The sequence below is a fragment of the Palleronia pontilimi genome, from assembly GCF_016412875.1.
GTDB lineage: Bacteria > Pseudomonadota > Alphaproteobacteria > Rhodobacterales > Rhodobacteraceae > Palleronia > Palleronia pontilimi.
Map to the genome: position 1 here is coordinate 75,557 of NZ_JAEKPD010000001.1, position 23,390 is coordinate 98,946.

Below are 23,390 nucleotides of genomic sequence, written 5' to 3' on the forward strand. Positions count from 1 at the left end.
CGGAAATGGCAAGACGGATCGCGGCGTGATGATTGAGTTATTAGATAGGGTGCGGCGCGCGCAACACAACGGGCAATGACGCGGGCTCAAACCGACGTGAAAGGGCGTAACACGGGCGGGCAAGGCACGGGCGCGATCATGCTCCCATGAAGCGGGCGAGTGCGATCAGCAGCGCGCCCGCCACCAGGGCCAGTAGCCCGATCAGGCGGCGCGCTTCCAGCGGCATCTGGCGCATGGCGTCGAGCAGATCCTCCAGACGCGAAGGGGCCAGTGCGAACACCAGCCCCTCGAGGATCAGAACAAGGCCCAGGGCCAGGACGATTGTGGCCATCAGTTGGTGGCCGCGCCTTCTTCGGTCGGCGCGTTCTCGTCCGTCACCGTCAGACCTTCGGCTTCGTTCACGGCGTTGCCCGAGATCCGCGGCGCGTCGTCGCGCGGCTCGGCGGTGCTGCGCAGTTCTTCGGCCGCGCGCTGACCTTCGCGTGCAGTGCGGCCGCGCGGCTGGTCGGACTTCAGGTAGTCGAAGAACTCGCTATCCGGCGACAGGATCATGGTCGAGTTGTCGCCCTGCAGCGACCGCTCGTAGGCGGTGAGCGAGCGGTAGAATTCGAAGAATTCCGGGTCCGCCCCGAAGGAGGCCGCGAAGATCGCGTTCCGCTCGGCGTCGGCCTCACCGCGGGCGATCTCGGCCTCGCGCTCGGCTTCCGATACCAGCTCGACCCGTGTCCGGTCGGCCTGGGCGCGGACGCGCTGCGCGGCCTCTTCACCGCGGGCGCGCTCGTCGGTGGCTTCGCGTTCCCGCTCGGCGCGCATCCGGTCGAAAGTGGCGGCCAGGTTCTGGTCGGGCAGCGCGGTCTGCTTCAGCCGCACGTCGATCACTTCCAGCCCCAGCGCCGCGGCGCGCAGGCGGGCCTGGTCGCGGATCCGCGTCATCAGGGCCGCACGATCCGACGACAGGATCGTGTTCGACGTCACGCCGTCCGAACCCAGGACCGCCCGGGTCTGGGTGGTCAGGATCGACGCCAGACGGCTTTCGGCCGACCGGACACCGCCCACGCCGACGGCGCGTCGGAACTGCTCGACCTCGGCGATGCGATAGCGCGCGAAGGCGTCGACCACCAAGCGGCGGTCATCGCTGGGCGTTACTTCGATCGGGTCCGTGTCCAGCGACAGGATCCGGTCGTCGTAGCGCACGACGTCCTGGATGAAGGGGAGTTTGAACGCCAGGCCCGGGGTTTCCTTCACGGCCTTGATCTGGCCGAATTGCAGGACCAGCGCCTTTTCACGCTCGTCCACGATGAAGACCGAGCTGAGCAGGGCGACCAGTGCGACGGCTGCGACGCCGCCGAAGATATAGGATTTTCGCATCAGTTGCCTCCGGTCGTCTGGTCGCTGGTGCGCGACCGACGGTTGAGTTCATTGATCGGCAGATAGGGCACGACGCCCTGCCCCTGGCCCTGCTCGTCAAGGATCACCTTGTCGACGCGGCCCAGCACCTGTTCCATCGTTTCCAGGTAAAGCCGCTTGCGGGTCACTTCGGGGGCCTTTTCGTACTCGCCCAGCACGGCGGTGAAGCGGCTGGCTTCACCTTGGGCCTCGTTCACCACCTGCGCGCGGTAAGCTTCGGCTTCCTCGAGGATCTGCGCCGAGGCACCGCGCGCGTCGGCGAGCACCTGGTTGGCGTAGGCGTCGGCCTGGCGTTCAAGCCGGTCGCGTTCCTGCTCGGCGGCCTGCACGTCGCGGAAGGCGTCGATCACTTCGTTCGGGGGGTCGGCCTTGTCGAGGTTCAGACGCACGATGTTGACGCCCGAATCGTAGGTGTCGAGGGTCGTCTGGATCAGCTGCTGCACCGTGTCGGCGATCAGGTCACGGTCGCGGTTCAGGATCGGGGCCAGTTCCGACTGGGCCACCACTTCGCGCATGGCCGATTCGGACACGGCGCGGATGGTCTGCTGCGGCTCGGCCAGGTTGAACAGGAACATGGCCGGATCGCGGATGTTCCAGACCACTTCGAAGTCGATGTCGACAATATTCTCGTCGGTGGTCAGCATCAGGCCGTCATCGGCGTTCGATCCGCGCCCGATCCCCAATTCTTCGGTCTGTTCGCGCGTCACCGGGATGACCTCGGCGGTCACCACGGGCCATGGCGCGAAGTTCAGGCCGGGATTGCCGGTGGAGGAATATTCGCCCAGAAACAGCTCGACCGACTGCTCTTCGGGTCTGACCGTGTAGAAGCTGGCGAACAGCCAGAGGCCCACAAGCACCAACCCGCCCAGGATATAGCCGTTGCGCCCGATGCTGGGCCCGTCGCCGCCACCCGATCCGTTGGGACGATTGCCGCCGGTGCGGCCGCCCATCAGGACACGCAGCTGTTCCTGGCCCTTCTTCATGATCTGGTCGATATCGGGCACCTGCGGCCCGTCACCGCCCGGACGATTCATGCCGGGTCGTCTGTCGCCGGGGCGCCGATCGTCGTCATCGCCGCGGTTTCCACCGCCGCCGCCCCAGGGTCCGCCATTATTGCTGGCCATGCTTGGTGTCGCCTCTCTTCACGCGTTTTCGTCTGTTTTCGTGTCTACTCACAGATTGTGATGGAACTGTGCTGTTTCAACCAGTGCGAACCGGATCGCGCATGGTCACGATTTCTTCGGAGATCGTGGGATGCACGGCGCAGGTGCTGTCGAATTGCTCTTTCGTCAAGCCCGCCTTGATCGCGATGCCGACCAGCTGGATCATCTCGCCCGCGTGATCCGCGACGATATGACATCCCAGTATGACGCGGGATTCCTTGTCGACGATCAGCTTCAGCAGCGTGCGCGCGGGCTTGTCGATGAAGGCGCTCTGCATGGGGCGGAACGAGGTGCAGTAGACCTCGATCTCGCGATCTTCCATCGCTTCTTCCTCGGTCATGCCGATCGTGCCGAGCTCCGGCTGGGTGAAGACGGCGGACGGGATCAGCTCGTGATCGACGGGGGTCTTGTTGCCCTTGAACACGGTTTCGGTGAAGGCCATGCCCTCGCGGATCGCGACCGGCGTCAGCTCGACCCGGCCGGTCACGTCGCCGATGGCGTAGATCGACGGCACCGAGGACTGCGAATATTCGTCCACCTCGATATTCCCGCCGCGCCCGAGTTTCACGCCCACATCCTCAAGCCCCATGTCCGAGGTCGACGGCTTGCGCCCCGTGGCGAAGAAGACGTGATCGAAGGTGCCGGTCCGTCCGTTCGACGCCTTGACCCAGATCCGCTTGCCCGCCGCGTCGCGGGTCTGCGATTTCGGATTGTCGCCCAGCCGCGACGAGGAATGGCTGACCTCGCTCACCGGGGCGCCCATGGCCGCGTCCGAGTTGGTGCCGCGCGGCAGGTCGTCCACGTTTTCTTCCAGGTCCATCTCGATGATGTTGGTGCCGGTGTGGATCTCGACGCCGCTGTCGCGGATCATTTCGGCCACCAGGCCCCGCGCCTCGCTGTCGAAGCCGCGCAGGATCTGGCCGCCGCGCAGGTAGATGGTCACGTCCACGCCCAGCCCGTTCAGGATGCAGGCGAATTCGCAGGCGATATAGCCGCCGCCGATGATCAGCACCGACTTGGGCAGCTTTTCCAGCAGGAACATGTCGTTCGACACCAGGCCCAGATCCGCGTTGGGCATGTCGGGTCGGACCGGATGGCCGCCACTGGCGATCAGGATGTGCTTGGCGGTCACGGTCTTACCGTCGGCCAGTTCGATCGTGTGCGCGTCCTTCAGCCGGGCGCGGCAATCGAAGATCTCGACATCCGACTTTTGCAGCATCGAGCGATAGACCTCTTCCAGGCGGTCCAGTTCGGAATGCAGCTTCTTGCGGAATTTGGGCCAGTCGAAGGCACCGATCTGCGCGTCCCAGCCGTAATGGGACGCCTCGTCCACCAGCTGGGGATAGCTCGATGCGAACACCATCAGCTTCTTGGGCACGCAGCCGCGGATCACGCAGGTGCCGCCCAGGCGGCTTTCCTCGGCCAGCGCCACGCGGGCGCCGGTTGCAGCCGAGGTGCGCGCGGCGCGCACCCCGCCAGAGCCGCCACCGATTACGAACAGGTCATAGTCAAAATCCGCCATGGGTCTTCCTTGTCATTCGCCCAGATCGGAGAACAGGTTGATCGTCTCCGCGAACTCGATCCGGTCTTCCTCGGTCGTCCCCTCGTTGATGTCCTGGATTTCGACACGTCCGTCGCCATGGCCCACCACCACGATGTCGCAGATATCGATGAACAGGCCATTCTCGACGACACCGGGGATCTGGTTCAGAACCAATGCAAGCTGCCTTGCGTTCCCGATATGCTTCAGATGCAGGTCCAGGATGTGATTGCCCTCATCCGTGACATAGGCCCGGTCGCCGTTCATCCGCAGGGTGATCTGGTCGCCCAGAACGTCCAGCGCGGTGATGGTTTCCTCCAGCAGGGCCTTGGTCGTTTGCCAGCCGAACGGGATGACTTCGACCGGCAGCGGGAAGGCCCCCAGGGTCTGGACGTGCTTCGACGGATCGGCGATTACCACCATGCGGTCGGATGCCGTGGCCACGATCTTTTCCTGCAGCAGCGCGCCGCCGCCGCCCTTGATCAGGTTCAGCTCGCCGTCGAACTCGTCCGCGCCGTCGATGGTGATGTCGAGCCAGCGCGCCTCGTCCAGCGAGATCACGTCGATGCCGACGTTGCGCGCCAGCTCGGCGGTGCGCGACGACGTGGGCACGCCCTTGATGCTCAGACCTTCGTTGCGCACCCGCTCGCCCAGGCATTGCACCAGCCACGCAGCCGTGCTGCCGGTGCCAAGGCCCACCTTCATGCCGCTTTCGATGAAGGCCGAGGCGCGCTTGGCCGCGACGAATTTGGCGGTGTCGATAGGCGATAGATCGGCGGACATGGGCGGCTCCCTCGCGATGCGCTGCCGCCTTATAAGCAAGTCGGCGGCGAGGGGCCATGCCAAAGCCGCCATCCCGGTCGCGGCATCGCCCGCCCGGCGGCCCGTTCGCGCTAGGCGGTGGCGGCGATCACCCGGTCCAGCGCGCCGCGCGGCACGATCACCAGCATCCCCGGCGCATGGAAATCCAGCCGCACCGGACCCGTCGCGCGGTTGGACGTCCCGATCCGGCCCGCGGGCTCGAGCGTCAGCCCGTCGATGGGCCACTCCAACCCCTCGGACCGCCCGCCCACCCGCGCCATGGGATAGAGCGACACCCGGGTGCCGGGCGCGAGGTCCAGCTCCAGGCTGGCGGGGACGGCGAAGACGATATCTTCGCGGCCCAGAAGGATGCACCGCCCGTCGAAACGGGACAGCGTGGTGCAGGCGGCAAGGGAGTGGTCGAACCGCCCGCCCAGGAAGCCGACGGCCAGGATCAGCGGCGCGCTGATCCGCTGCAGGCATTTTTCGAAGTCGGTCGTGTCCTGGTCGGGGATATGCACCAGTGCTTCGGGCGGCAGCTCGGCCCGCGCCAGGTCCGAGATCGAGTCCATGTCGCCCAGCACCAGCTCGGGCTGACGCCCGGCCGCCCGCACCCAATCCGCACCGCCATCCGCGGCCACCAGATAGGGCGCGCGGACCAGCGCGGCGTCGATATCCGCTGATTCGCACGGGCCCCCGCCCACGAGCGTCACGCCGCCACCGGAGCAGATCTTTTTATCCATTCTCGCGTCGGACCCAGCATTTATTGGAAAAGTCACATTATGGCCTCGAAAAGATACCCGACTTTTCTTGGTTCTGTTCATTTTCCGGAACCAATGCGTGGTAAACATAGCCTTGCTGGATCGGGGGAGAAAGCGAGTAGCGATGACTGGATCGAACAAGATATTGACCGTGTCCTACGGCACGTTCTCATGCACGTTGGAAGGCTTTGACCAGCCCTTCAACACGATGCAGTCGATCGCGGAATATTTCCGCGACCTGGCTGCCGAAGACAGGTATTTCGGGGCCGAGCCGCCGCAGCCTGACGCGCAGATGCTGCATCAGATCGCCGAGCGCGAAGTGCAGAAGCGGGTCGAAGCGCGCGTGCTCGACAACGGTGTGGCCTTGCGCCAGGTCGAATCGGGCAGCCCCAGGAAGCCCGCGCCGAAGCCGCTGGTCGACACCGCGCCCGCATCGGTCGAAGCCGAGGACGTGGACCGCTCGCCCTTCGCCTCGGGCGATGGCGACAGCGTGGCCGACAAGCTCAGCCGCATCCGCGCGGTGGTCGCGAAAGCGCGCGCCGAAAAGGCGACCTATGCCGAGGACGAGCCGGTCGAAGACGCGGTCCTGTCGGATTCGCTCGAGAAGGCGTTCGAAGGGATCGACGTCGAATTCAGCGCGACGGACGAAGACATCCCGGCCCAGGACGACGCGGACGAAACCGTCGACCTGGTCGGGTCGACCATCCTGACCGATCTTTCGGTTCCTGATTCGCCGAAGGCCGAAGAGGCCGAAGCCGCAGAGCGTGCTGCCGAGGAGGCCCGCGCCGCCCAGGAAGCCGAAGCTGCCGAGCGCGCTGCCGAGGAAGCCCGAGCCGCCCAGGAAGCCGAAGCTGCCGAGCGCGCTGCCGAGGAAGCCCGTGCCGCTCAGGAAGCGGAAGCCGCAGAACGCGCCGCAGAGGAAGCTCGCGCCGCCCAGGAAGCGGAAGCCGCCGAGCGTGCCGCCGAGGAAGCTCGCGCCGCCCAAGAAGCCGAAGCTGCCGAGCGTGCCGCCGAGGAAGCTCGCGCCGCCCAAGAGGCCGAAGCCGCCGAGCGTGCCGCCGAGGAAGCCCGCGCCGCCCAGGAAGCCGAAGCTGCCGAGCGCGCTGCCGAGGACGCCCGCGCTGCCGAAGACGCCGAAGCCGCCGAGCGTGCCGCCGAGGATGCCCGCGCCGCCCAGGAAGCCGAAGCTGCCGAGCGCGCTGCCGAGGAAGCCCGCGCTGCCGAAGAAGCCGAAGCCGCCGAGGAAGCCGAGACGGAAGAGCCGCAGCAGCTCGTGGAAGCTGCCGAAGAAGACGAGACCCCCGAGACTGCCGAGCAGCCGACGGCGCAGCCGGTCGCCCCCCAGGCTCCGGTCGCGCGGGTCATCAAGCTCAAGCGCCGCGATTTCGAGGCCGCGCTGGCCGCCGGTGACATCGAAGAGGTCGAAGACGACGAGGCCGCCGAGACCGATAGCGACGTGATCGCCGAAATCGACGTGGACGAAGAAGACCTGCCCGCCGCCGAAGCCTTCGGCCGCGACGATGCCGAGGAAGAAGACGAACTGACCGCGGGTATCCGCGACCTGGTCAGCGACGCCGGTCTCGACGCGGACGAGGAAGAAGACCTTGTCGCCGAATTGGCCGAGGTCGAGCGCGACGCACGGATGCTCGAAGCCGCCGAGCGCAAGCCCCACGCCCGCACGCTGGACGAAGTGATCGACAGCGAATTCGCGATGGAGCTGGGCACGGACACCGACGCGTCCGGTGACGAAGACGAGGACGACGACCGCGATGCGGACGATGATGCCGCCGCGTCCGGATCGCAAGTGGAAGGCGAGGCCGCGCTCGAGCGCCTGCTCGACAAGACCAACGCGCAGCTGGGGGATGCCGAAGGCAACCGCCGCCGCTCGGCCATCGCGCATCTGAAGGCCGCTGTCGCCGCGACCAAGGCCGATGACGGTCTGCGCGACAAGCGCAAGGAGCAGGACGACGAGGCGATCAGCCAGTTCCGTGACGATCTGGCCCAGGTCGTGCGTCCCAGCCGCCCCGCGGCAGGCCGCGACGGCGCCAGGGGCACCGAGCGCCCGCGCGATCCGCTGGCCGACCGTCCCGCCCCGCTGGTGCTGGTGTCCGAGCAGCGCGTGGATCAGCCCAATGGCAACGTCACGGTCAAGGTGACGCCCGCCCGCCCCAGCCGCGTGGCGACCGCGTCCGAGAAGCCGACCGAGACCCGGGCGCGCAGCGACGAAAGCTTCAGCGACTTCGCCCAGCGCGTCGGCGCGCAAGAGCTTCCCGACATCCTGGAAGCCGCCGCGGCCTATGCCAAGATCGTCGAGGGCCAGGAAGGCGTCACCCGTCCCGCCATGCTGCGCCGCGCCGCCAGCGCCGCCGAGGGCGAGATCAGCCGCGAGGAAGGTCTGCAAAGCTTCGGACAGCTGCTGCGCACCGGCCGCATCCACAAACTGGGCCAGGGCCAGTTCGCCATCGACGACAACGCCGAGGTGATCGAAAAGGCCCGCGCCGCGATGCACTGAGCCGCGACATGACAGACAGAAAAGGCGCCCGATGCGGCGCCTTTTTTCATTTCTAGGGGATCCTACCGGTCTTCATCGTCCGGAGGGGCCTGGCCCACGCCCATGAACACCGATTTGAACGGCAGGGCCCACAGGATCCCCAGCACGACGTAGATCAGCAGCTCGACCAGGATCGGCGGGCGGCCCAGCCAGGTCACGATGCTGGACGCCACGACGATATAGACCGGCAGCCCGATCAGCAGGATCACCAGCGACCAGCGCCGCTTTGCTTTGTGCGACAGCGCCATCAGTCGGCAAACGGGTCGCGGACCAGGATGGTGTCATCCCGCTCGGGTGAAGTGGACAGCATCGCCACCGGGCAGCCGATCAGCTCTTCGACGCGGCGCACGTACTTGATGGCGTTGGCGGGCAACTCGGCCCAACTGCGCGCGCCCGCCGTCGTTTCAGACCAGCCGGGCAATTCTTCGTAGACGGGCGTGCAGCGCGCCTGCTTGTCGGACGCGGTGGGAAGGTAATCCAGCCGCGCGCCGTCCAGCTCGTAGCCCGTGCAGATCTTCAGCGTCTCGAACCCGTCCAGCACGTCCAGCTTGGTCAGCGCGATGCCGGCGATCCCAGAAATGGCGCAGGTCTGGCGCACCAGGCAGGCATCGAACCAGCCGCAACGGCGCTTGCGCCCGGTGGTGGTGCCGAATTCATGCCCGCGCTCGCCCAGGCGCTGGCCGTCTTCGTCGTGCAGCTCGGTCGGGAACGGGCCTTCGCCCACGCGGGTGGTATAGGCTTTCACGATGCCCAGCGTGTAGCCCACGGCGCTCGGACCCATGCCGGTGCCCGTGGCCGCCTGCCCGGCGATGACGTTGGACGACGTGACGAAAGGATAGGTACCGAAATCGATGTCCAGCAGCGCCCCCTGCGCCCCTTCGAACAGGATGCGTTTGCCCTGCGCCCGCTTCTCGGCCAGGACCTTCCAGACGGGCGCGGCGTAGGGCAGGATCTGCGGAGCGATGTCGCGCAGGCTGTCCAGCAGGGCGTCGCGGTCGATGGGCTCCAGCCCCAGACCGTTGCGCAGGGCGTTGTGGTGGACCAGGGCGCGCTCGACCCGAGTGACCAGCGTGGCATCGTCGGCCAGGTCGGCGACGCGGATCACGCGGCGGCCCACCTTGTCCTCGTAGGCGGGGCCGATTCCTCGCCCGGTCGTGCCGATCTTGGCGACCGCGTTCTGGTTCTCGCGGGCGCGGTCCAGCTCGCCGTGGAAGGGCAGGATCAGCGGGGTGTTCTCGGCGATCATCAGCGTCTCGGGCGTGATCTCGACCCCCTGCGCGCGGATGCCCGCGATCTCTTTCACCAGGTGCCAGGGGTCCAGCACGACACCGTTGCCGATGACGCTGAGCTTGCCGCGCCGCACCACGCCCGAGGGCAGCGCGTGCAGCTTGTAGACCTCGCCGTCGATGACCAGGGTATGGCCCGCGTTGTGGCCGCCCTGGAACCGGGCGATCACGTCGGCCCGTTCGCTCAGCCAATCGACGATCTTGCCCTTGCCCTCGTCGCCCCACTGGGCGCCAACGACCACCACATTCGCCATCGCGTGTCCTTCCATCGCAAAATGCGTGCCACTCTTATCCGGGCGATGGCCCGTGCGAAACCACCAAATGCGCGCGCCGGGCGCCGCGCCAAGGGGGTTGCGGCGCGGGCGCGCGGCCTCTAGATACCGCCTGTCCGCGCGTCCGAAGTGAGCCCCCGATGGAAAATATCGTCCTTGTCGTCCACCTGATCCTGGCTTTGTGCCTGATTGGCGTGGTGCTGCTGCAGCGCTCGGAGGGCGGCGGCCTTGGCATGGGCGGCGGCGGGGGCGGCGCCATGTCCAGCCGCGCGGCGGCCACGGCCTTGGGCAAGATCACCTGGGCGCTGGCGATCTGCTTCATCGCCACGTCGATCACGCTGACCGTGCTGGCGGCGCAGAATGCCGCGGGCACATCGGTCATCGACCGGCTGGGCGGATCGGACACGACCGAGGACGCGGCGCCGACGCCGACCCTGCCCGAAGGCGACGGCCTGCTGCCGCCGAGCCCCGGCGATGCCCCCTTGGTCCCGCCCCGCGCCGAATAATCACCGCAATATCTAGCGGTGCGGTTGCGCAAGCGCGCCTTTTCTTGTAATTCTCAAATCCCGTGATGGGGCGAGTCGACGTCGCCCCGAGTGCAGGATCTTGGCCCCGAGCAGGCCGCCAATCACGGGGGACGTCACCAATATGGCGCGATATGTTTTCATCACCGGCGGTGTGGTTTCCAGCCTTGGCAAGGGGCTTGCCTCGGCCGCGCTGGGTGCGCTTCTCCAGGCGCGCGGGTTTTCGGTGCGGCTGCGCAAGCTCGATCCCTACCTGAACGTCGATCCCGGCACGATGAGCCCGTTCGAGCACGGCGAGGTCTTCGTCACCGATGACGGGGCCGAGACGGACCTGGACCTGGGCCATTACGAGCGTTTCACCGGCGTGGCCGCGCGCAAGACCGACAGCGTGTCGTCGGGCCGGATCTATTCGAACGTATTGGAAAAGGAACGCCGCGGCGACTACCTGGGCAAGACGATCCAGGTCATCCCGCACGTCACCAATGAAATCAAGGACTTCCTGACCATCGGCGCCGACGAGGTCGATTTCATGCTGTGCGAAATCGGCGGCACCGTGGGCGACATCGAGGGCCTGCCCTTCTTCGAGGCGATCCGCCAGTTCGGCCAGGAACGCCCGCGCGGGCAATGCATCTTCATGCACCTGACGCTGCTGCCCTGGATCGCCGCATCGGGCGAGCTGAAGACGAAGCCGACGCAGCACTCGGTCAAGGAACTGCGCTCGATCGGCATCGCGCCCGACGTGCTCGTCTGCCGGTCCGAGCGCTTCATCCCCGAGAAAGAGCGCGAGAAGCTGGCGCTGTTCTGCAACGTGCGCCCCGACAGCGTGATCGCCGCCTACGATCTGAAATCGATCTACGAAGCACCGCTGGCCTATCACCGCGAAGGCATGGACCAGGCGGTGCTGGACGCGTTCGGCATCTCGCCCGCGCCCAAGCCCAATCTCAGCCGCTGGGAAGACGTGGCCGACCGCGTGTTCAATCCCGAAGGCGAGGTCACCGTTGCCATCGTCGGCAAGTACACGCAGCTGGAAGACGCCTATAAATCCATCGCCGAGGCCCTGACCCATGGCGGCATGGCCAACCGGGTGAAGGTCAAGATCGAGTGGGTGGATGCCGAGCTGTTCGAACGCGAGGACGCGGCGCCGCACCTGGAAGGCTTCGATGCGATCCTGGTGCCCGGCGGCTTTGGCGAGCGGGGCACCGAGGGCAAGATCAAGGCCGCGCAATTCGCGCGCGAACACAAGGTGCCTTACCTCGGTATCTGCCTGGGGATGCAGATGGCGGTCGTGGAAGCGGCGCGCAACCTGGCCGGTCTGAAGACGGCCGGTAGCCAGGAATTCGACCACGAATCCGGCGCCGCGCGGTTCGAGCCGGTGATCTTCCACCTGAAGGAATGGATCAAGGACAACCAGACCATCGCCCGCGACGTGCTCGACGACAAGGGCGGCACCATGCGGCTCGGGGCGTTCACCGCGACGCTGAAGGAAAATTCGAAAGTGGCCGAGATCTACGGTACGCACCGGATCGAAGAGAGGCACCGCCACCGCTACGAGGTGGACGTGAAGTACCGCGAAAGGCTGGAAGAGCACGGCGTGTGCTTTTCCGGCATGTCGCCGGACGGCCGCCTGCCCGAGATCGTCGAGATCGCGGATCACCCGTGGTTCATCGGTGTGCAGTTCCACCCAGAGTTGAAGTCCAAGCCCTTCGCACCGCATCCGCTCTTCGCCGATTTCGTGCGCGCGGCCAAGGAAATCAGCCGCCTGGTGTAGCTACTTCGTGATGGAACGATCTGCCTGTCGGCGCATTGGCCCGGCAGTTGTAACCATCACGCATGGAGTGACCAGATGAACAAGAACGAAGCCAAAGGCACCGCAAAAGACCTGAAGGGCACCGTCAAGGAAGCCGCGGGCAAAGCCACCGGCAACAAGGAAATGGAAGCTGAAGGCAAGGCCGAGCAGGTCGAGGGCAAGGCCCAAAAAACCGTCGGCGAAGCCGAAAGCGCCCTGAAGGGCAAGTAAGAACATGGGCGGCAGGGAAACCTGCCGCCTGTTTCACTGAACCCGGGCCGACGCGTCGGGGAGCGACCCGAATGGCGTTGGTTTCCGGGCTTGGTATGGCGCGCTGCGGCATGGCGGAGCGAGTCGCGACTACTTTTCGGCCCACGCGGACAGCCAAGCCAAATGTCACGCGCCTAGGCGCAATCCCCGGAAATCATCTTGTGTATCGAAAACGGCAGTTCCGCTGCCGTCGTATCTCCACGAACGATGACAGGGCACAATCCGCCTGATTACGCCCGCATGAAATAGATCAGAAATCCAGCGTGATCTGCCGGGTGATGCCCACCCGCAGCCCGTACTGATCGCGGTCGCCGTTCTGCACGATGGGGCTGTCTTCGGCGTCGCCGGTGAAGCGGTCCCAGGTCACGGCCCCCTCGACGCCCCATTTCTCGTTCAGCTCATAGGTCGCGCCCAGTTCCAGACCGGCGCTCAGGACGCCGCCATCGGCGTCATAGGCGTCGAATGCGCTGGCCGCGGCTTCGCCCGGGGACACGCTGAAATAGGTGTCGGCATATTTGCCCGATCCCACGAAGACGCGCGGGCCCAGCGACAGGGTCAGTCGATCGGTGGGATAGACCTTGAAGTCGGCGCCAAGCTCGCCCACCAGCGCCTCGTGTCCGACAACGCCGTAGCGCATGTCGGCAAAGGCATCGACGCGATAGGATGTGTAGCCAAGGCCCAGGCCCAGCTCCAGCGACGTGTCCACGTCCTCGAGCCCCGCCAGCTCCGCGTTGTCGTCGGCGGTCCGCTCGTCGACGAAGCGGAACGATCCGCGCAGACCGATGCCGTAACGCGGATCATTGGGGTCCGCGCTGCCGAATTCGCGGCCGAACAGGCGCGCGTATTGCAGGCTGAAGCCGAAGTCGGGTCCGATCGTGTAGTCATCCGATCCGAAATAGTCGGGCGCGGTCGCCACGCCACCGCGCAGGGTGAAGATCAGGTCCGGGCTGGATGCGGGCGCCACGTAAAGCGGCTGCGGCTCTTCCACGGGCAGCGACAGGTCGCCCGCCACGGCCATGCCGGGCAGAAAGGCGATCAGGGCAACGGGGACGAATCGGACCATGGGATATCCACTGCAGACAACTTGGAGAATAGATAGCCACTGCAACGGCTTCCGAACAGGGGCAAGTGCACAATTCGTTGTTTTCCCGGCAGGCCTTGGCCCGGCGCCACACTCGACCTAAATGCAGTCCATGTTTGATGATCTTCTGAAACGACTGATCGCGCCCGCGCCCGAACAACTGCCCGAGGCGGATGCCCGCCTGTCCCTGGCGGCCCTGCTCGTGCGCATCGCCAAAGCCGACGGCGATTATGCCACCGCCGAAATCGACCGCATCGACCGCATGCTGTGCGAACGCTACGGCTTGGACACCCAAGACGCCGCCGGTCTGCGCCGCGAAGCCGAGGCGCTTGAAGCCGAAGCGCCCGATACCGTGCGCTTTACCCGCGCCATCAAGGACAGCGTCGCCTATGACGACCGTCTTGGCGTCATCGAAGCGCTCTGGGCGGTGGTTGCCGCCGATGGCGTGCGCGACGACGAGGAAAATTCTCTCATGCGGATGATCGCGCCGATGCTGGGCGTGAACGACCGCGACAGCAACATGGCCCGGCGCCGGGTCGAGGCGCGCGGCTGACCGCGTCACCGGCGTTGCAATCGCGCGGGTTTTCCGCCCTACTCCGGCGCAGCCAAGCCTGAGGGGTCCGCTTTTCCGTGTCCGATACGCCCGTTCTGTCCATCCGTGACCTGCACAAGTCCTTCGGCGCGCTCGAAGTTCTCAAGGGCGTCGACCTGACCGCCCCCAAGGGCCACGTCGTGTCGCTGATCGGATCGTCCGGGTCGGGCAAGTCCACCCTTCTGCGCTGCGCCAACCTGCTGGAAGACAGCCAGCAGGGCGATATCGCCTTCGAAGGCGAAAGCGTGAAGTGGAAGGGCAGCGGGCCCGACCGCAAGCCCGCCGACCCCAAGCAGGTGACACGCATCCGGACGAACCTGTCGATGGTCTTCCAGCAGTTCAACCTGTGGTCGCACATGACGATCCTGCAGAACGTGATGGAAGCGCCCGTGACCGTGCTGGGCCGCGACCGCGGCGATGTCGAGCAAGCCGCGCGCGGCTACCTGGCGAAGGTGGGCATCGGCGACAAGTGCGACGCCTATCCGGCGCAACTGTCGGGCGGCCAGCAGCAACGCGCCGCCATCGCGCGCGCGCTCTGCATGGAGCCCCGCGCCATCCTGTTCGACGAGCCCACATCCGCGCTGGACCCCGAGCTGGAACAGGAAGTCGTGCGCGTCATCCAGGGCCTGGCCGAAGAAGGCCGCACCATGGTCATCGTGACCCACGACATGGCCATGGCGCGCGATTGCTCGGACCACGTGATCTTCCTGCACAAGGGCCTGGTCGAAGAAGAGGGCGCGCCCGACAAGCTGTTCGGATCCCCCGAAAGCGAACGCCTGCGCGGCTTCCTGTCCTCGGTCACCGCCTGATCGACTCCCGCGAAGCCTTGCGGGATGCGCCCCTGCATGCCGGGCAGGGCGTCCGGATTGACAAGCGCCGCCATCGCGCGCGCCGCAGGCGTCATCTTCTGCCTGTGACAATCGGTGAGCCTGGGCCCCCAAGCTGCTGCTGCAGACACCATGAGAAGATCTTCCTCGTCTGGGGCAACGACTAGAGTCAGAACGCATCCGCAAGCCTCAACCGCACCACGCCGCCGGAATACGCCAATTGCCAGGGCGTCCTGAAAACGGGCGACACGTGCTGAAAACATGCGCCGGGCGTCGCTTTCCGTAGCGTCGTCCGGCTGAAACCCTTGCCAAGGTCGGCGCGATTTCTCAACGTCGCGTCCGTCAAGATCACTGCGGAGCACCGCAGGACGGAACCAAGGGAGACCCCGATGAGAAGACTTATCCTTACCACCGCCGCCATCGCGCTGTCGGCGGGCGCCGTATTCGCCGCCGCGCACGAGCAGACCGTACGCCTGGGCACCGAAGGCGCCTATGCCCCCTACAACTTCCTGAATGACGCGGGCGAGGTCGACGGCTTCGAGCGCGAGCTGGGCGACGAGCTCTGCGCGCGCGCCGAGCTGACCTGCGAATGGGTCACCAACGAATGGGACTCGATCATCCCCAACCTGGTGTCGGGCAACTACGACGCCATCATCGCGGGCATGTCGATCACCGAGGAACGCGACGAGGTCATCGATTTCTCGGCGCCCTACACCCAGCCCGACCCGTCGGTCTACGTGGCCGCGTCCGAAGATATCGACCTGTCCTCGGCCGTGATCGCGGCGCAGGCGGGCACGATCCAGGCCAGCGAAGTCGCCTCGATGGAAGGCGCGGTGCTGGTCGAATTCGCCACCCCCGAGGAAACCGTCGCCGCCGTGAAGAATGGCGAAGCCGACGCGGTCCTGGCCGACAAGGCGTTCCTGGTGCCCGTGGTCGACGCCGACCCCGAGCTGATGATGGTCGGCGAAGACGTCCTGCTGGGCGGCGGCATCGGCATGGGCTTCCGCGAAAGCGACGCCGAGCTGCGCGAAAAGTTCACCGCCGCCATCGAGTCGATGAAGGAAGACGGCTCGCTGAACGCGCTGATCGAAAAGTGGCTGCCAGAGTCGGCCACGTTCTGAAGCAACACACGGAACGGCGCCCCCGCGCGCCGTTCCGACCCCGCTTGACAGGGGGGCCGCATCCGCCGACGCTGCCGCTGCCCATGCAGTTGATCTTTCCGAAAATACTCCCGCCACGCCAGCCGCCCGCCCCAGGCCCGGCCGGTCGCGTGCGATGAACTGCGCCGATCCCGCCACGCTGGACGGTCTGGCCTGGCTCGCCTGCTACCTGACCACCGGCAAGCACATGGCGTTCTACGGCTCGTTCGGAACGGTCCTGCTGCTGCTCGCGATCACCGCGCCGACGGCACTGTTGTTCGGCCTGGGCGGCGCCATTGCCGCGCGCTCGCGCATCCTGCCGCTGCGCGCCTTCGGCAAGACCTATATCGCCATCGTGCGCGGCGTGCCCGACATCGCCTTCTTCCTGTTCTTCGTCATCGCGCTGGACCAGGGGCTGGAATACCTGCGCCACCAGGTGCTCTGCCCCGGTTGGGACCAGCCGATCCGCCAGGGCAGCGATTTCGTCGTCTGCCAGGCCGCGAAACTGCCACTGGGCACCGCGCCGCAATGGCAGCACGAGGTTTACGGCTTCCTGCTGGCCATGTTCACCTTCGCCATCGTGTTCGGCGCCTTCGCGGCCAACGTGCTCTTCGGCGCGATGATGGCGGTGCCGCGCGCCCAGCTCGAGACCGCCGAGGCCTACGGGCTGACCCGTGCCCAGACCTTCCGCCGCATCCTGATGCCGCAGATGTGGGTCTACGCGCTGCCGGGGCTGTCGAATCTGTGGATGGTGCTGATCAAGGCGACGCCGTTGCTGTTCCTGCTGGGGGTCGAGGACATCGTCTACTGGGCGCGCGAACTGGGCGGCACCAAGACGCCGAACTTCACCGACTATCCCCATGGCGACTGGCGGATGTGGTACTTCCTGGCGCTTCTGGTCTTCTACCTGCTGCTGACCAAGGTCAGCGAAAGCGTGCTCGAGCGGCTGATGAAGCGCCTCACCTACGGCCAGGCGACGACCGGGGGCATGACCGCATGAGCTGCGCCGAAACCATCCAGGACTACGCCCTGCGCTCGATCGGCATCGGCGAGCGGCTGTTGCCGCGCAGCGACTTCACCCTGTGCGAGCAATTCGTGCTGATCGGCTCGGGCATGATCTGGAACATCTATTTCGGCGTCGTGGCCCTCTCGACGGGATTCTTCCTGGCCGTGGCGCTGGCGGTCGGCAAGGCGTGCAGGACTCCCCTGGCCCGGATCCCGTCGGAATGGACCATCTTCATCTTCCGCGGCTCGCCGCTCTTCATCCAGTTCTTCTTCGCCTATTTCCTGTTCCTGTCGCTGAAATCCACGCACCCGATCTTCGATCCGCTGACCGCCGCCTGGGCGGGCGCGCTGATCGTGCTGTTCCTGAACACCGCCGCCTATTCGGGCGAGATCTTCTACGGCGCGCTGCGCTCGATCCCCAAGGGCGACATGGAAGCGGCCGAGGCCTACGGGCTGACCGGCTTCACCAAGTTCCGCCGCATCACCTTCCCGACCATGCTGCGCCTGGCCTGGCCCGCCTACACGAACGAGGCGATCTTCCTGTTTCATGCCACCACGCTGGTCTATTTCTCCGGATTCCCGGCCTGGCAGCAGCGCGGGGACGCGCTCTACTACGCCAGCTACTTCGCCGACAAGACCTTCAACCCGTTCGTGCCCTACCCGATCCTGGCGGGCTATTTCATCGTGCTGACGCTCTGCGTCGTGACGCTGTTCGCGTGGGCGTCGAGGCGGCTGAACCGCCACCTGCCGCAAGAGGCGCGCAAACGCATGACGCTGCGCCCCAGCTTCATGCGATAGGGCGCGCCCGTCCCTTCATCTTTCCAGAAATACCTCGGGGTGCGGGGCAGCGCCCCGCTCCGCCCTAAGCCTTCAGCACCGCGCCGGGGTTCAGGATCCCTTTCGGGTCCAGCGCCGCCTTGATCGCGCGCATCGCCTGCAGCTTGGCCGGATCGCCGTAGCGCTCCAGCTCGGCCACCTTCAGCCGCCCTACCCCGTGCTCGGCCGAGAAGGACCCGCCCCGCTCGGCCACCGCGTCGTCAACGATACGGCGCAGATCGCCAGCCATAGCCTTGTAATCGGCCTTGGCGTGACCCTCGGGCGGGAACAGGTTGTAATGCAGGTTGCCGTCGCCCAGGTGGCCGAAGGCGTTGATCCGCAGGTCGGTGACGGCGCGCAGGCGCGGGGCGCAGGCGTCCAGGAAACCGGGGATCTCGGACAGCGGCAGCGAGATGTCGTTGGACACGATGGCGCCGATGCGCTTGTTCGCCTCGGGGATGGTCTCGCGCACCGCCCACAACTCCTGGCGCTGCGCCTCGCTGGACGCGATGACGCCGTCGCTGACCAGCCCAGCCTCGAACGCTTGGGTGAACAGCGTCTCCAACACCTCTGCCGGGTCGTCGCGCGCGCCGAGTCCCAGGTCGATCAGCACGCACCAGTCCGGCACGTCCGCGAAGGGCTGCTTCACCGGCAGGCCGGTCTCGGCCAGGAACCGCAGCCCCTGCCCCGAGATCAGCTCGAACGCCGAAACGCCGCCCAGGGCCTGTGCTTGGCCCAACAGCGACAGCGCCGCGCGGGGGCTTTCGACCACCATCATCGCCGTGCCCTGCCGCGCGGGGATCGGGAACAGGCGCAGAGCCGCGGCGGTGATGATGCCCAGCGTGCCCTCGGCCCCGATCAGCAGGTTGCGCAGATCGTAGCCGGTATTGTCCTTCCGCAGCCGCTTCAGCCCGTGAAAGACCTCGCCCGTGGGCAGCACGGCCTCGATCCCAAGGCACAGATCGCGCGCATTGCCGTAGCGCAGCACGTTCACGCCGCCCGCGTTGGTGGCCAGCAGCCCGCCGATCCGCGCCGTGCCCTCGGACGCCAGCGATAGCGGGAACAGCCGGTCCGCGTCGCGGGCCGCGGCCTGCACATCGGCCAGGATCGCGCCCGCTTCGACCACGGCCACGTTTTCGTCGGGCCAGATACCCCGGACCTTGCGCATCCGCTCGAGGCTCAGCAGGATCGGATCGCCCTGCTCCATCAGTTGCCCGCCGACCAGCCCAGTGCCCCCGCCCCAGGGCACGACGGCGATGCCATGCGCGCCCGCGAAGCGCACCACGCGCGCGACCTCGTCCGTGTCGCGTGGGGCGACCACGGCACCCGCGACGCCTGCCCAGGTACCGCGCGGCTCGCTCAGGTAGCTGTCGGACGGATCGCGCAGCGCGCCATCGGACAGCTCGCGCGCCAGCGCGTCCCGCAAATCAGGCGTCAGCGGATGGGTCATTCGTCGCGCAGGAATTCCGGCTTCAGCACGACCACGGTGGGCCGGTCCGGCAGGCTGCGCAGGCTGACCTCCATGCTGGAGGCATCGCGCACATCGATGTCGAAATCGCCGCCGATCCCGTCCAGGAAGCGCGACAGCGTGGCCAGCCCGAACCAGTGCATCGGGATCACGACCGAGCTTTTCAGCCGCTGCAACGTCTCGATCATGGTCGGCAGATCGACGGTCATCCCGCCATCCACCGCCGCCATCACCACGTCCAGCCGCCCCAGGGCCGCGAATTGCGCGTCGTCGGGCTTGTGGTGCAGGTGGCCCAGATGCCCGATGCACAGGCCCGCCACCTCGAACACGAAGATCGAGTTGCCGTATTTCTCGACCCCCGTGCCCCTGCGAATATCGGTGGGCACGTTGCGCACGCGCATCTCGCCCACCATTCGGTTGTGCAGGTTCGGCTCAAGGCTGTCGCCCCACCCTTCCAGCAGGTTCGGGATGCGCGGATCGGGGCGCAGCGTCCAGTGGCTGGAATGGGCGTGGTTCATGGTGGCGATGTCGGGCACCAGGTCGGTGGGGCCCAGAAAGCCGTTGTAATCGGTGACCGCCGTGGTGCCGTCGGGCGCCTGGATCAGGAACATCGAGTGGTCGAGGTAACTGATCCGCGCCGTGAAATCGTCGGCCAGCGGCGCTTGCCAGCTTGCCTTGTGGACGTATTCGATGCCGGGTGCCGCGTCGGCGATGGCGATGCAATGGCTGCCCATCCGGTCCTGGGCATGGCTCAAGGTGGGAAGAAGGGTCAGGAAAGCGGCGAGGCACAGGCGCATGGCGGGTCTCCGGCTGGGGGTGATGGCAGCCTAGCCGCCACGTCCCAGCGCGCCAACGCGGAAATTCGTCGCGCGTCAGGCGGCGTCGGTCTTGCCGCGGCGGTCGGCGCGCAAATTGGCGTAAAGCACGTGGTTGCGCCAGCGACCCGCGATCTGCAGATAGCTTTGCGCGACGCCTTCGTACTTGAAGCCAGCGCGCTCCAGCACCCCGCGCGACGCGGCGTTTTCGGGCAGGCAGGCGGCTTCGACCCGGCTGAGATCCATCTTGAAGAAGGCGTAATGCACGATGCCAGCGATGGCTTCGGTCATGTAGCCCTGCCGCGCGTGGGCTTCGCCGATCCAGTAGCCCAGCGTGCCCGATTGGGCCGGGCCGCGGCGCACGTTGTCCAGCGTGATCGCGCCCACCAGGGACTTGTCGCTGCGCCGGATCATGAACAGCGGGATCGCGGTCTCGTTACGGATCGAGCGATTCGCCCAGTAGACACGGTTGGTGAAGCTCTTGCGGGTCAGGTGGTCGTCGGCCCAGGTCGGCTCCCACCGTTTCAGGAAGTCGGCGCTGCGGCGGCGCAGGTCGCTCCAGGCGCCGTAATCGCCATGCTGGGGCGGGCGCAGGGTCAGCCGGTCGGTTTCGACCGTCAACTTGCGACGCCCCAGCGCCATCAGGCCGCCAGTCGACCCATCAGAGTGCCAAGCTCGGGCGCGCCATCGACGGGCCCGTAAAGCGCCATCGCCGCATTCGTGTCCAGCGCCAGCCGCCCGCCGAAATCGCGCACATCGCCCGTGGTCACAGCGTCGATGCGGGCGATCGTCTCGTTCAGGTCGAGCACCCGGCCCCAGATGGCGATCAGCCGGGCCAGCCGTTCGGCGCGCGACGACGGGCTTTCCAGCCCCATCAGCAGGCCGGCCTTCATCTGGGCCCGTGCGCGCGCCACTTCGGCGGGGTTCACGTCATCGGCCGCGCGCTTGATCTCGTCGATGGTCAGCAACGCCAGTTCGCTCGCCTGCTCGGCCGAGGTGCCCGCATAGATCGTCATCAGCCCGGCATCGTCGAAGGCGCCCGATTGCGCGAAGATCGAATAGCACAGGCCCCGCTTTTCGCGCAGCTCCTGGAACAGGCGCGATGACATGCCGCCGCCCAGCGCGTTGGCGTGGATCTGGGCCGTGTAGAAGTCGTCGTCGCGGTAGCTGGGCGCGTTGAAGCCCAGGGTGAAATGCACCTGCTCCAACTCGCGCGCTTCGCGACGCTCGCCGCCGATGAAGCGGGCGGGCTTGGCGGGGGCGCTTGGGCGGGCTTCCAGGTGGCCGAAGGCCGCTTCGGCGAAGCGCACGACCGCGTCGTGATCCACCGCACCGGCCGCCGCAATGATCATGTCGCCGGGCCCGTAGCGTTCGCGCACGAAGCCCGCCAGGTCGTCGCGGCCGAAGGACAACACACGCTCGCTCGGCCCCAGGATCGACCGGCCGATGGGCTGGTCAGGGAACGCGGCTTCCTGCAGCCAGTCGAAGACGATGTCGTCGGGCGTGTCGAAGACCTGGCCGATTTCCTGCAGGATCACGCCGCGCTCGATCTCGATCTCGCGCGGATCGAAGGTGGGGTTCAGCACGATATCGCTGATCACGTCCAGCGCCAGCGGCACATCGGTTTCCAGCACGCGGGCGTAGAAGGCCGTCATTTCGCGGCTGGTATAGGCGTTGATGTAGCCGCCCACGTCCTCGATCGCCTCGGCGATCTGCAGGGCATTGCGCCGCTCGGTGCCCTTGAAGGCCATGTGTTCCAGGAAATGCGCGATGCCGTTCTGTTCGGCCCGCTCGTGGCGGCCACCGGCGGTGATCCAGATGCCGACACTGGCGGATTTCAGGCCGGGCATGGCCTCGGTCACGATGCGCAGACCGTTGGACAGGGTGTGAAGCTCGGGCGTCATGCAAGGCGCTTTTCAATGAGGGTTTTCATCGCGTCAACGTCGTTGGCGATGCGGGTCAGGCGTTCGTCGCGCTCGAAGAGGTCCGCCATGCGGGGCGGCAGCGCGGGCCGCGCGCCGGTGGCGGCTTCGACCGCGTCGGGGAATTTCGCGGGATGCGCGGTGGCGAGCGTTATCATGGGCGTTTGGGCCAGGTGCTCTTCGGCGACCTTCACGCCGACGGCGGTGTGGGGGCACAGCACCTCGCCCGTGCGGGCGTGCATGGCGCGGATGGTCGCGGCGGTGTCGTCTTCGCTGCAGCGCCCCGAATCGTAATCCTCGCGCAGCGCCTGCAATGCGCCCTGGCTGACCGGGAAGCCGCCCGCGTCGCGCAGCTCGTCCATCAGCTGGCTGACCGCCTTGCCGTCGCGCCCGTAGGCCATGAAGAGCGCGCGCTCGAAGTTCGAGCTGACCTGGATGTCCATCGACGGGCTGATCGTGGGCTGCACGCCGTCCTTGCGATGCTCGCCCGTGGCAAGCGTGCGGTGCAGGATGTCGTTGCGGTTGGTGGCGATCACCAGCCGGTCGATGGGCAGACCCATCCGCTTGGCGATCCAGCCCGCGAAGACGTCGCCGAAATTGCCGGTGGGCACGGTGAAGCTGACGCGGCGCTGGGGCGCGCCCAAGGCCACGGCCGAGGCGAAGAAATAGACCACCTGCGCCAGCACCCGCGCCCAGTTGATCGAGTTGACAGCCGTCAACCCCACCCGGTCGCGGAAGGCGTGATCGTTGAACATGGCCTTCACCGCCGCCTGGCAATCGTCGAAATCGCCGTCAACGGCGATCGCGTGGACATTCGCCTCGGTCGGGGTGGTCATCTGGCGGCGCTGCACCTCGCTGACCCGGCCATGCGGATACAGGATGAAGCATTCCACGTTTTCGAGCCCCCGGAACGCTTCCATCGCGGCCGAACCGGTGTCGCCCGACGTGGCGCCGACGATGGTGATGCGGTCGCCCTTGCGGCGCATGGCGTCCTGGAACAGCTGGCCGATCAGCTGCATGGCGAAATCCTTGAACGCCAGCGTGGGGCCGTGGAAGAGCTCGAGCAGGAAATGATTGGGCCCCAGCTGGACCAGCGGCGCGCGGGCGTCGTGGCCGAAGCCGGCATAGGCGCGATCGATCAGGTCCTTCAGATGCGCGGGCTCCATGCCGGTGAAGGGCTGCATGACGCGCAGCGCGATGTCTTCGTAAGGCTGGCCCGCCATGGCGGCGATCTGGGCTTGCGTCAGGGTCGGGATCTCGGCCGGGACGTAAAGGCCGCCATCGCGCGCAAGCCCCGCCAGCATGGCGCCTTCGAAATCCAGCTCGGGCGCCTGCCCGCGAGTCGAGACATAGAGCATGTCGGT

General features: G+C 66.7%; 23 protein-coding genes. 9 read left to right on the forward strand and 14 right to left on the reverse strand.

Annotation, left to right across the window (positions count from 1 at the left end; all coding sequences use genetic code 11):
* Positions 1 to 136 precede the first annotated feature (136 nt).
* From ILP92_RS00400 to ILP92_RS00425, 6 genes are all read right to left on the reverse strand, one after another.
* Positions 137 to 331, reverse strand: a complete 195-nt coding sequence (locus ILP92_RS00400) for a DUF2065 family protein (protein ID WP_198914391.1) — start codon at positions 329 to 331, stop codon at positions 137 to 139.
* Positions 331 to 1,368 (reverse strand): protease modulator HflC, encoded by a 1,038-nt coding sequence (gene hflC / locus ILP92_RS00405; RefSeq protein ID WP_198914392.1) that lies wholly within the window; start codon positions 1,366 to 1,368, stop codon positions 331 to 333. Before hflC ends, ILP92_RS00400 begins: the two co-directional genes overlap by 1 nt.
* Positions 1,368 to 2,531, reverse strand: coding sequence for an FtsH protease activity modulator HflK (hflK, locus tag ILP92_RS00410; protein WP_198914393.1), 1,164 nt, complete (start codon positions 2,529 to 2,531; stop codon positions 1,368 to 1,370). Before hflK ends, hflC begins: the two co-directional genes overlap by 1 nt.
* A 76-nt stretch (positions 2,532 to 2,607) precedes the next feature.
* The gene (locus tag ILP92_RS00415; RefSeq protein ID WP_198914394.1) at positions 2,608 to 4,092 is read right to left on the reverse strand and encodes an FAD-dependent oxidoreductase; all 1,485 of its coding nucleotides are present in this window, start codon (positions 4,090 to 4,092) and stop codon (positions 2,608 to 2,610) included.
* A gap of 12 nt (positions 4,093 to 4,104) precedes the next feature.
* Positions 4,105 to 4,893, reverse strand: a complete 789-nt coding sequence (rpiA, locus tag ILP92_RS00420) for a ribose-5-phosphate isomerase RpiA (protein ID WP_198914395.1) — start codon at positions 4,891 to 4,893, stop codon at positions 4,105 to 4,107.
* Between the two features lie 110 nt (positions 4,894 to 5,003).
* Positions 5,004 to 5,654, reverse strand: coding sequence for a thiamine diphosphokinase (locus tag ILP92_RS00425; protein ID WP_198914396.1), 651 nt, complete (start codon positions 5,652 to 5,654; stop codon positions 5,004 to 5,006).
* Between the two features lie 142 nt (positions 5,655 to 5,796).
* Here ILP92_RS00425 and ILP92_RS00430 point away from each other — a divergent pair, with 142 nt between their 5' ends.
* Positions 5,797 to 8,184, forward strand: coding sequence for a hypothetical protein (locus tag ILP92_RS00430; RefSeq protein WP_198914397.1), 2,388 nt, complete (start codon positions 5,797 to 5,799; stop codon positions 8,182 to 8,184).
* A gap of 62 nt (positions 8,185 to 8,246) precedes the next feature.
* Here ILP92_RS00430 and ILP92_RS00435 read toward each other — a convergent pair whose 3' ends face one another.
* Both ILP92_RS00435 and ILP92_RS00440 read right to left on the reverse strand, forming a co-directional pair.
* Entirely contained in the window at positions 8,247 to 8,471 is a 225-nt protein-coding gene (locus tag ILP92_RS00435) for a DUF2842 domain-containing protein (protein ID WP_198914398.1), read from the reverse strand.
* Complete coding sequence (locus ILP92_RS00440) at positions 8,471 to 9,763, reverse strand: adenylosuccinate synthase (RefSeq protein WP_198914399.1); 1,293 nt, start codon at positions 9,761 to 9,763, stop codon at positions 8,471 to 8,473. The genes ILP92_RS00435 and ILP92_RS00440 overlap by 1 nt, the downstream gene beginning before the upstream one ends.
* 158 nt (positions 9,764 to 9,921) lie before the next feature.
* Here ILP92_RS00440 and secG point away from each other — a divergent pair, with 158 nt between their 5' ends.
* The 3 genes from secG to ILP92_RS00455 all read left to right on the forward strand — a co-directional run bounded on the left by secG (position 9,922) and on the right by ILP92_RS00455 (position 12,322).
* Positions 9,922 to 10,287 (forward strand): preprotein translocase subunit SecG, encoded by a 366-nt coding sequence (gene secG, locus ILP92_RS00445; RefSeq protein WP_198914400.1) that lies wholly within the window; start codon positions 9,922 to 9,924, stop codon positions 10,285 to 10,287.
* Positions 10,288 to 10,429: 142 nt separating this feature from the next.
* The gene (pyrG, locus tag ILP92_RS00450; protein ID WP_198914401.1) at positions 10,430 to 12,073 is read left to right on the forward strand and encodes a CTP synthase; all 1,644 of its coding nucleotides are present in this window, start codon (positions 10,430 to 10,432) and stop codon (positions 12,071 to 12,073) included.
* Positions 12,074 to 12,148: 75 nt separating this feature from the next.
* Positions 12,149 to 12,322, forward strand: coding sequence for a CsbD family protein (locus ILP92_RS00455; protein ID WP_198914402.1), 174 nt, complete (start codon positions 12,149 to 12,151; stop codon positions 12,320 to 12,322).
* Between the two features lie 289 nt (positions 12,323 to 12,611).
* On the opposite strand, the gene ILP92_RS00460 is transcribed toward ILP92_RS00455, so the two are convergent.
* Entirely contained in the window at positions 12,612 to 13,424 is an 813-nt protein-coding gene (locus ILP92_RS00460) for a MipA/OmpV family protein (RefSeq protein ID WP_198914403.1), read from the reverse strand.
* Positions 13,425 to 13,554: 130 nt separating this feature from the next.
* Between ILP92_RS00460 and ILP92_RS00465 the strand changes: the two genes are divergently transcribed.
* From ILP92_RS00465 to ILP92_RS00485, 5 genes are all read left to right on the forward strand, one after another.
* A complete protein-coding gene (locus ILP92_RS00465; RefSeq protein ID WP_198914404.1) occupies positions 13,555 to 13,995 on the forward strand; it encodes a tellurite resistance TerB family protein in 441 nt (146 codons plus the stop codon).
* Between the two features lie 77 nt (positions 13,996 to 14,072).
* Complete coding sequence (locus tag ILP92_RS00470; protein ID WP_198914405.1) at positions 14,073 to 14,843, forward strand: ABC transporter ATP-binding protein; 771 nt, start codon at positions 14,073 to 14,075, stop codon at positions 14,841 to 14,843.
* A gap of 407 nt (positions 14,844 to 15,250) precedes the next feature.
* Entirely contained in the window at positions 15,251 to 15,982 is a 732-nt protein-coding gene (locus tag ILP92_RS00475) for a transporter substrate-binding domain-containing protein (protein WP_198914406.1), read from the forward strand.
* A 154-nt stretch (positions 15,983 to 16,136) separates the two neighbouring features.
* The gene (locus ILP92_RS00480) at positions 16,137 to 17,000 is read left to right on the forward strand and encodes an ABC transporter permease (protein WP_198914407.1); all 864 of its coding nucleotides are present in this window, start codon (positions 16,137 to 16,139) and stop codon (positions 16,998 to 17,000) included.
* Positions 16,997 to 17,803, forward strand: coding sequence for an ABC transporter permease (locus ILP92_RS00485; RefSeq protein WP_198914408.1), 807 nt, complete (start codon positions 16,997 to 16,999; stop codon positions 17,801 to 17,803). The genes ILP92_RS00480 and ILP92_RS00485 overlap by 4 nt, the downstream gene beginning before the upstream one ends.
* Before the next feature lie 64 nt (positions 17,804 to 17,867).
* On the opposite strand, the gene ILP92_RS00490 is transcribed toward ILP92_RS00485, so the two are convergent.
* From ILP92_RS00490 to thrC, 5 genes are all read right to left on the reverse strand, one after another.
* On the reverse strand, positions 17,868 to 19,271 hold the full coding sequence (locus tag ILP92_RS00490) for an FAD-binding oxidoreductase (protein ID WP_198914409.1): 1,404 nt from the start codon (positions 19,269 to 19,271) through the stop codon (positions 17,868 to 17,870).
* On the reverse strand, positions 19,268 to 20,086 hold the full coding sequence (locus ILP92_RS00495) for an MBL fold metallo-hydrolase (protein WP_198914410.1): 819 nt from the start codon (positions 20,084 to 20,086) through the stop codon (positions 19,268 to 19,270). Before ILP92_RS00495 ends, ILP92_RS00490 begins: the two co-directional genes overlap by 4 nt.
* A 75-nt stretch (positions 20,087 to 20,161) precedes the next feature.
* The gene (locus ILP92_RS00500) at positions 20,162 to 20,746 is read right to left on the reverse strand and encodes a GNAT family N-acetyltransferase (protein ID WP_198914411.1); all 585 of its coding nucleotides are present in this window, start codon (positions 20,744 to 20,746) and stop codon (positions 20,162 to 20,164) included.
* Positions 20,746 to 22,008 carry a M16 family metallopeptidase gene (locus tag ILP92_RS00505; RefSeq protein ID WP_198914412.1) on the reverse strand — a complete coding sequence of 421 codons (1,263 nt, stop codon included), beginning with the start codon at positions 22,006 to 22,008 and terminating at the stop codon, positions 20,746 to 20,748. The genes ILP92_RS00500 and ILP92_RS00505 overlap by 1 nt, the downstream gene beginning before the upstream one ends.
* Positions 22,005 to 23,384: a threonine synthase gene (gene thrC, locus ILP92_RS00510; RefSeq protein WP_198914413.1), complete on the reverse strand. Its 1,380-nt coding sequence runs from the start codon at positions 23,382 to 23,384 to the stop codon at positions 22,005 to 22,007. The genes ILP92_RS00505 and thrC overlap by 4 nt, the downstream gene beginning before the upstream one ends.
* Between the last annotated feature and the right edge of the window lie 6 nt (positions 23,385 to 23,390).

Excerpts from the sequence above, each read along its gene's own strand:
- ILP92_RS00400 (WP_198914391.1), bottom strand. The coding sequence starts at position 331 with ATGGCCACAATCGTCCTGGCCCTGGGCCTTGTTCTGATCCTCGAGGGG.
- hflC (WP_198914392.1), bottom strand. The coding sequence starts at position 1,368 with ATGCGAAAATCCTATATCTTCGGCGGCGTCGCAGCCGTCGCACTGGTC.
- hflK (WP_198914393.1), bottom strand. The coding sequence starts at position 2,531 with ATGGCCAGCAATAATGGCGGACCCTGGGGCGGCGGCGGTGGAAACCGC.
- ILP92_RS00415 (WP_198914394.1), bottom strand. The coding sequence starts at position 4,092 with ATGGCGGATTTTGACTATGACCTGTTCGTAATCGGTGGCGGCTCTGGC.
- rpiA (WP_198914395.1), bottom strand. The coding sequence starts at position 4,893 with ATGTCCGCCGATCTATCGCCTATCGACACCGCCAAATTCGTCGCGGCC.
- ILP92_RS00425 (WP_198914396.1), bottom strand. The coding sequence starts at position 5,654 with ATGGATAAAAAGATCTGCTCCGGTGGCGGCGTGACGCTCGTGGGCGGG.
- ILP92_RS00430 (WP_198914397.1), top strand. The coding sequence starts at position 5,797 with ATGACTGGATCGAACAAGATATTGACCGTGTCCTACGGCACGTTCTCA.
- ILP92_RS00435 (WP_198914398.1), bottom strand. The coding sequence starts at position 8,471 with ATGGCGCTGTCGCACAAAGCAAAGCGGCGCTGGTCGCTGGTGATCCTG.
- ILP92_RS00440 (WP_198914399.1), bottom strand. The coding sequence starts at position 9,763 with ATGGCGAATGTGGTGGTCGTTGGCGCCCAGTGGGGCGACGAGGGCAAG.
- secG (WP_198914400.1), top strand. The coding sequence starts at position 9,922 with ATGGAAAATATCGTCCTTGTCGTCCACCTGATCCTGGCTTTGTGCCTG.
- pyrG (WP_198914401.1), top strand. The coding sequence starts at position 10,430 with ATGGCGCGATATGTTTTCATCACCGGCGGTGTGGTTTCCAGCCTTGGC.
- ILP92_RS00455 (WP_198914402.1), top strand. The coding sequence starts at position 12,149 with ATGAACAAGAACGAAGCCAAAGGCACCGCAAAAGACCTGAAGGGCACC.
- ILP92_RS00460 (WP_198914403.1), bottom strand. The coding sequence starts at position 13,424 with ATGGTCCGATTCGTCCCCGTTGCCCTGATCGCCTTTCTGCCCGGCATG.
- ILP92_RS00465 (WP_198914404.1), top strand. The coding sequence starts at position 13,555 with ATGTTTGATGATCTTCTGAAACGACTGATCGCGCCCGCGCCCGAACAA.
- ILP92_RS00475 (WP_198914406.1), top strand. The coding sequence starts at position 15,251 with ATGAGAAGACTTATCCTTACCACCGCCGCCATCGCGCTGTCGGCGGGC.
- ILP92_RS00480 (WP_198914407.1), top strand. The coding sequence starts at position 16,137 with ATGAACTGCGCCGATCCCGCCACGCTGGACGGTCTGGCCTGGCTCGCC.
- ILP92_RS00485 (WP_198914408.1), top strand. The coding sequence starts at position 16,997 with ATGAGCTGCGCCGAAACCATCCAGGACTACGCCCTGCGCTCGATCGGC.
- ILP92_RS00490 (WP_198914409.1), bottom strand. The coding sequence starts at position 19,271 with ATGACCCATCCGCTGACGCCTGATTTGCGGGACGCGCTGGCGCGCGAG.
- ILP92_RS00495 (WP_198914410.1), bottom strand. The coding sequence starts at position 20,086 with ATGCGCCTGTGCCTCGCCGCTTTCCTGACCCTTCTTCCCACCTTGAGC.
- ILP92_RS00500 (WP_198914411.1), bottom strand. The coding sequence starts at position 20,746 with ATGGCGCTGGGGCGTCGCAAGTTGACGGTCGAAACCGACCGGCTGACC.
- ILP92_RS00505 (WP_198914412.1), bottom strand. The coding sequence starts at position 22,008 with ATGACGCCCGAGCTTCACACCCTGTCCAACGGTCTGCGCATCGTGACC.
- thrC (WP_198914413.1), bottom strand. The coding sequence starts at position 23,384 with ATGCTCTATGTCTCGACTCGCGGGCAGGCGCCCGAGCTGGATTTCGAA.